Genomic DNA, 11,986 nt, shown 5'->3' with positions numbered 1-11,986 from the left:
TAAACCATTTCTAAACTTTGATTGACCTTGCAAAAACATGATCAATTTCTTTTAGATAAGTTTTCTTGATACCCTCAAAATCCATTTCTGGAACATCTAAAATGATACTATGCTCATCTTGCATTACTTTTTGCAAGTTTTTCGAGAATGACTCACCTTGCTTAAGATCAAAAGCAACTTGCTGAACAATCTTGTAACAATCCTCACGCATAAATGGTGTATTTGCTACTAAGAAATGTAGATAGAAACTTGATAAATATGCACTTGTACTTCTTACTCGATCTTCGATAATATCTTTTTGAACTACAAGGTTATCGATAGTATTTTTCATTCTACGTAGCGCGTAAACCATAATACCGAAATTATCTGGTAAGTAAAAACGCTCTGCTGAGGAATGAGAAATATCTCTTTCATGCCATAGTACACAATTCTCTAATGCTACAGATACATGAGATCTTAACATCCTTGCCATACCTGTTAAGTTTTCAGTAGAAATTGGGTTTTTCTTATGTGGCATAGTTGAAGAGCCTTTTTGACCTTTAGAGAAACCTTCATACACTTCGAAAACATCACTTCTATGCAAATGTCTAATCTCAACTGCTAATCTCTCAATAGCAGAAGCAATAAGTCCATGAATAGAAATTAGTTTAGCAATTCTATCTCTTGGGATAACCTGAGTTGACACTTCTTCAACTGGTAAACCTAAAATATCAGCTGCCTTTTTCTCATCTTCTGTAGTTAAAATACAGTAGTTACCTACCGCGCCTGAGAACTGTACTGTCAAACCATCTTTTTGGAATTCTTTAAGATCTTTTAGTCTACGTTTAAACTCAACATAAGCACCCAAAAACTTCTGACCGAAGCTCATAGGTTCTGCAAACATACCATGACTTCTACCCATAGTAATGATTTCTTTTGTTTCTTGAGCTTTTGCTAATAATGAATCACATAAAGACTCTAAGTCTCTAACAACATACTCCATTGACTCACGGATCTGTAAGCTAAGAGCTGAATCGATAATATCTGAAGATGTAACACCAAAATGAAAAAACTTACCAGTTTCAGCTGTGAATTGCTCAGCAATTGAAGTACAAAAAGCTATAATATCGTGCTTGGTAACTTTCTCGATTTCATCAACTCTATCAGGTCTAATCTCTGCTTTAGCACGAATCTCAGCTGCCGTACCTTTGGGAACCATTTTGTCCTCTAAAGCTTCAAGAATTGCTAACTCAACCTCAAGCATTTTTGCATATTTATTTTCATCTGCCCAAATCTTTGAGATTTCTGCTACATCATACCTTTTTATCATCTTACTATCCTATTCGATAAACATGTATAAGCACCCTCGACACATCAGACACAAAAACATATGGCTAAAAACAAGAAGCGACTATATACAATGATTTATTTGATTCAACATAAATATATTTTAATTCTCTCAAATGGAGCCATATTGTCAACATTTTTATAAATATTACTCTCCAACGATTTTACTAATTTTTTTCAGCTCATTTGCTATAATACTATCTAAAGATTATGACTAAAAAATACTTATTGTTTTTAATACACAGGTCAAAATAGATTACCTAGTAAAAGGAGATAGCATGAAAAAGCTTATATTCACATCAATCGCAATTATGACTCTAGCATCTACAGGCTATAGCTCAGTATTAAAAGGTAGTGACTATATTTCAACAGATGTTGGTACAACATATAATTTCGAACGTGTTGATGCTGATGATAAAGATAACTTCTTAGTTCAAACAACAATAAAGAACTGTAGCGATGATAAGACATCATGTCAGTATTTCAGCGAAATTAAAGAACCATCGGGTAAAGAAGTATCTCAATCAAAGTATGTATATAGTTATATAACGAAAAATAACGGCGATGTATATATTCAATACCCTAATTCTGATAAAGAAACACTACTTTTACCAGCTAATATAGAATTTAACAAGATTAGAAAAGAAAATATAACAATAGGTAACAGTAAGTTCTCAAATACTTATGAATTTAAAAAAGAAATTCCTAAACTGACTATTAACGGTAAAGATTATGAGAACTGTATCGAACTAGAAGCTAACTCAACTGTAAAATATAAAGGACAAGTTGAAAAAACTCAAAGTATAGAAACATACTGTAAAAAAATTGGGCTAGTCAAAGATACTTTAAAAGAGACTTTTAATTCAGAAAAACCAATTGTCTACAAAAATATACTTATGTCTATCACAAAGTAAAAATATATGAAAAAAATACTCTTTGCTTTAATTTCAATAGCATTATTGGCTGGCTGTTCTACGACTATAATTAACGGTAGTGATTACATATCTATGCAACCTGATACTCAGTACCACTACAAAAGAACAGCCCTAAAAGCAAACAAATCTATTTTTATTGATATAGATATTGAATCTTGCAATAATGACAACACAAAGTGTCAGTACTTTGTAACTGTAAAAAACAGCAAAGATAAAATATTAGAACAATATTATGAGACTTATTATGTAAATTTCTTTGGTGATGTATATCTGACTGACAAGGTGTACCCTAATAGCACCCTACTCTTACCAGCTAGAATCACGCTAGGTCAAGAGATGCTTTTGGATAATGGTGATAGATATGGTGCTGTTAATGAAAAACTACTTGCTTACAAGCTCATACCTGAAATACAGATAAATAGTCATAAATATGAAAACTGTGTAAATATCCTGTTTGTATCAACAACTCCCGCAGAGTCTGTATATCTAAAGTTAGTAACTGATGAAGTCACTTGTAAAGATGTAGGCTCTGTCCAAAAAGAAATGCAAATGTCATATAAACCTAAACATGCTAATACTAGTGCGGAAGAAATAAGTAATAGCGTGATGAAATTTGCTGCGACAAAAAGTATCAGCAGAGATATGGCTCCGGAAGGTTTTCTTAAGCCTTTTGGACAAAAAAATGTAACAACGGATAATGAAGGATTTATTCTTATAGATACATACTTAGATATACTAGAGTCTATTACTCATAGTAATTAATCTTACGAATTCAAAAAGTGTAAACTTTTATCATATTTTGAATAATATAACTAATACCCAAATTCTATAGTATATGCGCGAGAAAAAATCTGTTTAGGTTCTATCTCAACGTTACCTATACGATACTCAATATCAACATCCATACCTAGTGTATCACTTCTACCACACCACGGCTCAATACATACATACGGAGCATTAGCCTTAGGTTTTGACCATAAGCCAAGATATTCAAAGCCATCAAAAGTAACTTCAATATAACGATTTGAACCTTTCTCAGCTAATCTGACTCTTTTATCTGTGAAACCACTATACACAAGAGCATCATTATCAAAAGTATAATTATCTAGTTCAATTTTAGATAGTTTGAAATGCTTGGTTTCTCCAGTATAAAAAGCCTCTGGTGTAATAGGATGAAAATCTAATTTTTGCTCAGAGAATGTAATCTCATAATCATTTATCTGATGCTTATCATCGAATGGACAAGCAAACGCTGGATGAGCTCCAAAGCCACATGATGCAACATTATCCTCTAGGTTTATAATATTGTACTCTGTGAGAAGTTTATTCGCTTCGAGTGTATATGAAATCTCCAATCTTAGTCTAAATGGATAGTCTTCTTTGGTAGTTTCCATAGCTAAGATGATACTATTTTCACTATGTAAGACAATATCAAATACAGTATGGCGAGCAAGACCATGATTACCCATAGGGTATTCTTTACCTTGATATTTGATTTTGTTATCGTGAGATTTACCTACTACTGGAAATAGCACTGGCGACACTCCAGCCCATACGCGACCATCTCCAGACCACATATACTCATGCTCTGTTGCTGTATTAATAACAGCGCGAACTTCGGCACCCAGCTCACTAATCTCTACTAATAAGTTATCATTTTTGATTCTAATCATAAGAATTCCCCTTCGTTGTTAATGAAGAGGTGTAACTGTATCAAAAGTGGCATGTCATTCCGTCAGGCTTGACCGCGGAATCTAAGAAATAGATTTATAGAATCTATTTCTGCAAATACCACTTACCAAACTATACCCTCTTCAGGGTTAACTTCAATATCTTCAATAAAAATGAGTAATTGAAAATCTAAGATTTAAAATACTCTATTAGTATTTTAGCATATTATTTAAAGTATCGAGACTTTACTCATAAGCATTAACTAGCCTTTGATAACTCTTTTCACCCATAACCTTAATTAGTTTAGACTTCTCTTGCTCTTCCTGAGTAATTTTTTCCAATAAGTCTTTACGAAAAGTTTCATCTCCAAGAATAAAACATTTATATCCCAGAAGCTTCTTACTAGATACTTCTTCTATTGAAAAGAAAGATTCATCAAGCAAAGTTCTACAAAAAACTCTTTCTTTAGGGTAAATAACATAGTTATAGTTTTGATCAGTAAAAAGTAGCTTAGCATTAATATCTTTTTCCAATAAACTAAATACCACATCTTCAGCAGTATCTCGAGAACTCAATTCAGCTATACCCAAAGGAGTAATAATGATCATAACACAAAGCCATACAAATGGAACAAGAGCAAATAAAGATAATAATTGACCAAGACATCTCGTAAATAATCTATTCTCATTTTGATCTGCATATTTTGTGAGAAATGCCCCCAAAGCAAAAAGAATACAAATAAAAAACAATATAGCTACGCTAGTAAAGAATAATATGGTAAACCATTTTATACTTGGAAATAATAATGTAATTATTCCATTAACTGCATAAAAATTATCAGAAAAAGATCCTTGAAATATATTTTTATCAATACCTAATACACTTCTAAAGTGTTGTTGTTGATAATATCCCGCAGCTAAAATAAAAAAGAAAACACCAGCGGCAATAAAAGTTGTAAACTTCTTTAAAAAGCCACATATCAATATATAACCTACTAAATCTTTAAAAGCTGAAATATCTAGAAATATTGACTTTATTAGTTTTGACAGAAGCTTATCAATTGTTTGATAAGCTTTTTTAATATATATGTGGGCAACTGCTGAAAAAAAACTAGAGCCTAGAACACAAGCACAAACCAACTTCAAAGTTAAGTTAGAGTAAAACCCTCCATCAAAGAAAAATAAGAAAAATAAAGATATGAAAAATATTGTTATTTTAGTTATTTCAACAAAGCACTCTCTCTTTGACAGCTTTAACACTACCCAACCCACTTCCTAGCATTTCTAAACATCCTCATCCATACAGAATACTCATCATACTCTGCTGGGATATGCGAGTTTGTAATAGCTCTATATACACGCTCTGGGTGTGGCATCATTGCAAGGACACGACCATCTAGAGCTGTCACAGCTGTTAGACCATTTACTGCACCATTTGGATTGTATGGATACATTTCTGTTGCTTGACCTTGCCCATCGATATATTTAAGAGCAACTTGTGAGCTTGCTAGCATAGCTTGTTGCTGGTTGTCATTTTCAAATAATGGGCGACCCTCACCATGAGCTACAGCAATTGGTGCTTTTGTACCTGCCATATCCGCAAACCAAATAGAATCAGACTCTTGAATCTCAACCATAGACACTCTAGCCTCAAACTGCTCTGATTTATTCTTGATAAATATCGGCCAGTTTTCAGCGCCTTTGATTAGTGATTTAAGCTGTGCAAGCATTTGACAACCATTACACACGCCTAGTGCTAGAGTATCATTACGACCAAAGAATCTACTAAACTCATCTCTTAGCTTCTCTGTAAATAGGATATTCTTCGCCCAGCCGCCACCAGCACCCAAAACATCACCATATGAGAAACCACCACAAGCCACCAATACTTTGAAATCTGCCAAAGTTACACGCCCAGCATGCAAATCTGACATATGCACATCATGAGCCTCAAAACCAGCTGTAGTAAATGCTGCTGCCATCTCAACTTGACCGTTAACACCTTGCTCTCTTAGGATTGCAACTTTTGGCTTCTCAACATTGACAAACTTAGCTGTAATATCCTCTTCAAGATCAAATGTTGCTTCTACATGTATACCTTTATCATCAGTATTTAAGATACTATCAAACTCTTGTTTAGCACATTCGTTATTATCACGGATTGATTGGATTTGATATGAAGTCTCAGCCCACCATCTTTGTAAATTTACACGCGTATTTGAGTATACTTTCTCACCATTTGCAAAGATATTTAACTCATCGCTAGAGTTTAGCTTAGCTATTGCACACAGGTGAATTTCAGTATCTTTAAACATCTTGTCAACTAGTACTACATCACTATTTTTAACTTGGATAACAGCGCCAACTTCTTCAGCAAAAAGTTTTGCTAATGTATCTTGAGTTTGTAGATTGATATCTAAACCTTTACGCCCAGCGAATGACATCTCTGCTAAAGTTGCAAATACACCACCATCAGATACATCATGATATGCTAAGATTTTATTTTCAGCTTTTAGTTTAGTGATATTTTCAAATAACACTTTCACCTTAGTCGCTTCAACATCTGGTGCAATATTGCCAACTTGGTTATAAGCTTGGGCTAAACAAGAAGCTCCAAGTCTACCGGCACCATTTGATAGATCAATGTGTAAAAGAGTTGTATCATTATCATCAACTAAAACTGGTGTAAGAGTCTTACGTGCATTTGTCACGGGTGAGAAACCAGAAATCACTAACGATAAAGGTGATGTTACTGATTTAGCTTGACCATTATCTGACCACTTAGTTTTCATTGACATTGAATCTTTACCAACTGGTATTGCAATACCTAACTCTGGTGCAAATTCCATACCAACTGCTTTTACAGTTTCATATAGTTTTTGGTTTTCGTCACCCTGATTTGCAGCAACCATCCAGTTTGCAGATAGGCGAATATCACTTAATTTTTCAATATCAGAAGCTAATAAGTTTGTTACAGTCTCAGCAATTGCTAATCTACCAGAAGCAGCCGCATTGATACTAGCAACAGGAGTTCTTTCACCCATTGCCATTGCTTCACCTGCTTGACTATCGACTGTAGCAGTTGTCACAGCACAGTCAGCCACAGGCACTTGCCATGGACCAACCATTTGATCACGTGCAACCATACCTGTAATACTTCTATCGCCAATTGTGATTAAGAAAGATTTAGAAGCTACAGCCGGTACTTTTAGCACTCTTTCAATCGCTTCATCAAGCTTAATAGCGCTCGTATCAAAAGCATCTTGCTCTACTTTGACAGTTTTAACATCAATATGCATTTGTGGTGTATTACCGAATAATAACCCCATTGGTAAATCAACCGGCTTATTATCAAAGTACTCATCATTTAACGTAATATGCTTCTCAGAAATTGCCTCACCAACTACTGCAAATGGACATCTTTCTCTGTTACAAAGCTGTTCAAAAAGCTCTAGCGATTCAGGATCAACTGATAATACATATCTTTCTTGTGACTCATTTGACCATATTTCTAATGGAGAAAGTCCTTCTTCGCCGACACTCACTTTTCTAAGCTCAAAATGACCACCGACATTACCATCTTTCACAAGCTCAGGAAACGCATTTGAGATACCACCAGCTCCAACATCATGGATAAATGTGATTGGATTATGCTCACCCATTTGCCAACATCTATCGATAACCTCTTGGCAACGACGCTCCATCTCAGCATTATCACGCTGAACTGATGCAAAATCCAGCTCTGAGTTAGTATCAGAAGATACAACAGAAGATGCCGCTCCACCACCAAGACCAATGCGCATTGCAGGTCCACCAAGACAGATTAGCTTAGCACCAACTTTGATATCGCCTTTCTCAACGTGCATTCTTTTGATGTTACCCATACCACCAGCAATCATAATTGGCTTGTGATAACCAAACATCTCTTTACCAGCAGATGTGTTAACCTCTTGCTCAAAAGTACGGAAATAACCATTTAGATTTGGTCGACCAAACTCATTTGAATAATGAGCCCCACCTATTGGAGCCTCTAACATAATTTGAAGTGGTGTAACTATATGGTGTGGTTTACCATACTTGCTAGTCTCCCAAGCTTGTTCAAAATTTGGGATATTTAAGTTTGATACCGTAAAACCTGTCAAACCAGCTTTTGGTTTAGCTCCCAATCCAGTAGCTCCCTCATCACGAATCTCGCCACCAACACCAGTAGCTGAACCACTAAATGGAGCTATAGCAGTTGGGTGATTATGAGTCTCAACTTTCATCAGGATATCAACTTCCTCTTGATTGAAACTATAAACACCAGTTTGCGTATTTGAATAGAATCTTTGAGCAGTTGCACCCTCTATCACAGCTGCATTATCTTTATATGCAGAAAGTACACCTTTCGGAGATTTCTCAGTAGTGTTGCGAATCATTTTAAACAATGACTTATCTTGCTCTTGACCATCTATAGTCCATTTGGCATTAAAAATCTTATGTCTACAATGCTCTGAGTTTGCTTGAGCAAACATATATAACTCTGTATCAGTAGGGTTTCTACCAAGCTTTGTATACTCATCAGCCAGATAATCAATCTCTTGCTCACTTAAAGCTAATCCAAGCTTCTTATCCGCATCTTTGATAGCCTGAGCACCATTTTCTAGAACATTAACTGTCTCTAGCTCTTTTGGTGCTGTTACACTAAACAACCTATTCAGATCTTCTTTACAAGAAAAGACTTCCTCAACCATACGATCATGTACTAAATTTTCTATAGCTCTTAGCTCACCATCAAAAACCTTTCCCTCAATACCAAAAAGAACAGCTCTTTCTACTCTCTTAACAGCACTGATACCAGTATTACGGATAATATCAGTAGCCTTTGATGACCATGGAGAGATCGTGCCTGCTCTTGGAGCCGTAATAAAAGTATGACCCTTCGGCTCTGTTGAACCATACTCTATATTGTAGTTAAGTAAAGATTTAATTATTTTTTCTTGCTCACTACTTAACTCTGACTCAAGTTCTACAACATGAATATATTGAGCAGATACAGACTCAACTTTATTAGATATTTTTTTAGCATCTGCTAAAATCTTCTCTCTTTTAAATGGAGATAATGCGCTTAACCCTTCAAAAATCCTAATCATTAGCTATCAAACCCTTTATATTTCTTTTCTAACTCTTTTAACTCTTTTCTATGTCTTTCTAGCTCGTTCAAATAAGCTTCGTCAACATCACCTGTAATATAATTACCAGAGAAAACACTATCTTCAAACTCTGTGATTTTAGGGTTTTGCTTTTGAACTATTTGCTTTAGATCTTCTAATGGTAAATAAATCAATCCATCAACTCCAATCCACTCACGAATTTCTTCTAACGTTTTACCATGTGCAACCAAGTCTGATTTAACAGGCATATCAATACCATATACATTTGGATAACAAACAGCTGGTGATACAGAAGCAAGATATACAGATTTCGCCCCCAAATCTCTAACCATCTCAATAATACGCTTAGATGTTGTACCTCTAACTATTGAGTCATCAACTAGCAAAACATTCTTATCCTTAAATTCTGCTGGTATTGGATTTAACTTTCTTCTTACAAAGTTCTTTCTATCAACATTCTCAGGCATGATAAATGTTCTACCCACATAGCGGTTTTTGACAAACCCTTCACGGTACTCAACACCCAAAGCAGTAGCTATCTCTTGGGCTGATGCTCTACCTGTCTCCGGCACGGGGATTACAATATCAATCTCTTTATCTTTCCATGTTTCTTTGATTCGTTGACTTAACACTTTACCAGCATCAACTCTAGCTTGATATACGCTTACGCCATTCATAATACTATCAGGACGTGCAAAGTATACATATTCAAATAGACAAGGTGCTAAAACTGGATTTTTTGCACATATCTTAGAGTGAACTTGTCTATCCTCAGTGATAATTATCACTTCTCCTGGCTCAACATCTCTTAGTATCTTAAATCCCGATATATCTAAAGAAACACTCTCACTAGCCACCATATATGCTTTCTCGCCGTTGTCATATTCCTTAACACCTAGTATCAAAGGTCGTATACCATACGGATCTCTAAAAGCCACCAGTCCAAAATTTGCTATCATCGCTGTACAAGCATAACCACCTTTAGCATGTTCAAAAACAAACTCACATGCTTTATAGACAGCTTCAGGTGTTGGACAACCTTTTGATTTATTCATACCACATGCAAAAAAATTCAAAAGCAACTCTGAATCAGAAGTTGTGTTTAGATGACGTCTTTCGATATCATGTAACATCTGTGCAAGCTCAGCAACATTTGTCAGATTACCATTATGAGCAAAGACTATACCATGAGGATTATTTACATAAAAAGGCTGACTGTCTGCAGCTCCTAAGCTTCCAGCAGTTGGATATCTGACATGCCCTATACCCATATTACCTTTTGACTTTTCTAGCTTTTCATCAGTAAACACATCACTTACAAGCCCTGTATTTTTGCGAATAAAAAAATGTCCTTGATCCATAGTCGCGATACCTGCTGCATCTTGACCTCTATGTTGCAAAAGACTTAAACCATAAAATAATGGATAACTAACCTGATTCGGTCCAGCGACTCCTATAACTCCACACATAAAACTACCAACTACTCTTTATACCAAATTAATTAACAAACATATTATAGCAATATTTATCATGATAAATTAATCAAAATCATCTAATACTACTAATGCGAAAAACCACCTCTTTCGATATCTTTAGATTTATTATCTAAAGAATTAATAACATTTTTTAGATCCCTAATCATAAGCTCTGCTAAATCAAAGCTAAAGCCTCTCCTAACAAGCACTCGCATAACTACCAAGTCTTGTCTATCTTTTGGCATCGAATAAGCAGCTATCTGCCAACCTCTAGCACGAATTTTTTCAGAGATATCAAACAAATCATAACTTTTGCCTGCCTTAAGTGACCAACTCACCGCTGGGATACCACCTTTACCAGCATGAATAATATCAAAGATACCCATATCCTTAATTTCTTTAGCAATATATTTTGCAACATCATAACTAAGCTTATGAATATTTTTATACCCTTCAAAACCAAGCTTAACAAAGTTATAATACTGGGCAACTATCTGACCACCTGGTCGAGAGAAATTCAAAGCAAATGTCGGCATATCGCCACCAAGATAATTAACATTAAAAATCAAATCTTGGGGCAAGTATTTCTTATCTGCCCAAACAACCCAACCTACCCCTAACGGCGATAGACCAAACTTATGTCCTGATGAATTAATTGACTTAACTCTTGGTAATCTAAAATCCCACTTCAGCTCAGGCTCTACAAATGGTGCCAAAAAGCCTCCAGAAGCAGCATCTACATGTACTGGAATATTAATACCTGTCTCTCTCTCAAATTTATCAAGTGCTTCACAAACAGCCTCAACAGGCTCATACTGACCTGTAAAGGTAACACCCAAAGTAGGCACAACTCCGATTGTATTTTCATCACAGTACTTAAGCATAGTTTCTGGAGTCATTATTAAACTTTCACTCGACATTGGAATCTCTCTAAGCTCAATATCCCAATATCTAGCAAATTTATGCCAGCAGACTTGCACAGGTCCTGTGACAAGATTAGGTTTTGTATAATCTTTACCTTGTGCTTTCATCTTATCTCTCCAGCGCCATTTCATCGCCATACCGCCAAGCATAGCAGCTTCAGATGAGCCAGTAGTTGAGCAGCCAATTGCATTTTCTGCTGAAGAGTTCCATAGGTTTGCTAATATATTGACACATCGCGACTCTATTTCTGCAGTTTGAGGATATTCATCTTTATCAATCATATTTTTATCAATGCAATCATCCATAAGCTTGTGAATGAAATCATCAACTTCTGTTTGACAAAATGTCGCCAAATTCTGCTTTGAATTACCATCGAGCATTAACTCATCTTTGATTTGTTGATATGCTTCGAAAGCATCATTTGATTTTTTGGGAATTTCAAATTTTGGCAATGATTCTTTATACAACTTATGTTTGATATTATTTTTGGCATGTAAAGCCAT

The 11,986-nt window shown here is 35.3% G+C and carries 8 protein-coding genes; 2 read left to right on the top strand and 6 right to left on the bottom strand.

What is annotated here, in order from left to right; all coding sequences use genetic code 11:
- Positions 1-10 precede the first annotated feature (10 nt).
- Positions 11-1,309, bottom strand: coding sequence for an adenylosuccinate lyase (gene purB, locus FTPG_RS02910; RefSeq protein WP_004286932.1), 1,299 nt, complete (start codon positions 1,307-1,309; stop codon positions 11-13).
- 295 nt (positions 1,310-1,604) lie between these two features.
- On the opposite strand from purB, the gene FTPG_RS02905 reads away from it, so the two are divergent.
- Both FTPG_RS02905 and FTPG_RS02900 read left to right on the top strand, forming a co-directional pair.
- On the top strand, positions 1,605-2,240 hold the full coding sequence (locus FTPG_RS02905; RefSeq protein WP_004286931.1) for a hypothetical protein: 636 nt from the start codon (positions 1,605-1,607) through the stop codon (positions 2,238-2,240).
- 6 nt (positions 2,241-2,246) lie between these two features.
- Positions 2,247-3,023 carry a lipoprotein gene (locus FTPG_RS02900; RefSeq protein ID WP_004286930.1) on the top strand — a complete coding sequence of 259 codons (777 nt, stop codon included), beginning with the start codon at positions 2,247-2,249 and terminating at the stop codon, positions 3,021-3,023.
- Positions 3,024-3,073: 50 nt separating this feature from the next.
- Here the strand turns inward: FTPG_RS02900 and FTPG_RS02895 are convergent, their stop codons facing one another.
- The 5 genes from FTPG_RS02895 to FTPG_RS02875 form a co-directional block, all read right to left on the bottom strand.
- On the bottom strand, positions 3,074-3,934 hold the full coding sequence (locus tag FTPG_RS02895) for an aldose 1-epimerase family protein (RefSeq protein WP_004286929.1): 861 nt from the start codon (positions 3,932-3,934) through the stop codon (positions 3,074-3,076).
- 243 nt (positions 3,935-4,177) lie between these two features.
- Complete coding sequence (locus FTPG_RS02890; RefSeq protein ID WP_035722238.1) at positions 4,178-5,191, bottom strand: hypothetical protein; 1,014 nt, start codon at positions 5,189-5,191, stop codon at positions 4,178-4,180.
- Positions 5,191-9,063, bottom strand: coding sequence for a phosphoribosylformylglycinamidine synthase (purL, locus tag FTPG_RS02885; protein WP_004286927.1), 3,873 nt, complete (start codon positions 9,061-9,063; stop codon positions 5,191-5,193). Before purL ends, FTPG_RS02890 begins: the two co-directional genes overlap by 1 nt.
- Positions 9,063-10,553: an amidophosphoribosyltransferase gene (gene purF, locus FTPG_RS02880; RefSeq protein WP_004286926.1), complete on the bottom strand. Its 1,491-nt coding sequence runs from the start codon at positions 10,551-10,553 to the stop codon at positions 9,063-9,065. The genes purL and purF overlap by 1 nt, the downstream gene beginning before the upstream one ends.
- Positions 10,554-10,645: 92 nt before the next feature.
- Entirely contained in the window at positions 10,646-11,986 is a 1,341-nt protein-coding gene (locus tag FTPG_RS02875; protein WP_004286925.1) for a glutamate decarboxylase, read from the bottom strand.

The sequence above is a fragment of the Francisella philomiragia subsp. philomiragia ATCC 25015 genome (assembly GCF_000156715.1).
GTDB classification, from domain to species: domain Bacteria; phylum Pseudomonadota; class Gammaproteobacteria; order Francisellales; family Francisellaceae; genus Francisella; species Francisella philomiragia.
This window is presented reverse-complemented; position numbering and strand designations above follow the sequence as displayed.

Coding starts and splice junctions, on each gene's coding strand:
- FTPG_RS02895 (WP_004286929.1), bottom strand. CDS start 3,934: ATGATTAGAATCAAAAATGATAACTTATTAGTAGAGATTAGTGAGCTG.
- purL (WP_004286927.1), bottom strand. CDS start 9,063: ATGATTAGGATTTTTGAAGGGTTAAGCGCATTATCTCCATTTAAAAGA.
- FTPG_RS02875 (WP_004286925.1), bottom strand. CDS start 11,986: ATGGCTTTACATGCCAAAAATAATATCAAACATAAGTTGTATAAAGAA.
- FTPG_RS02900 (WP_004286930.1), top strand. CDS start 2,247: ATGAAAAAAATACTCTTTGCTTTAATTTCAATAGCATTATTGGCTGGC.
- purB (WP_004286932.1), bottom strand. CDS start 1,309: ATGATAAAAAGGTATGATGTAGCAGAAATCTCAAAGATTTGGGCAGAT.
- FTPG_RS02905 (WP_004286931.1), top strand. CDS start 1,605: ATGAAAAAGCTTATATTCACATCAATCGCAATTATGACTCTAGCATCT.
- purF (WP_004286926.1), bottom strand. CDS start 10,553: ATGTGTGGAGTTATAGGAGTCGCTGGACCGAATCAGGTTAGTTATCCA.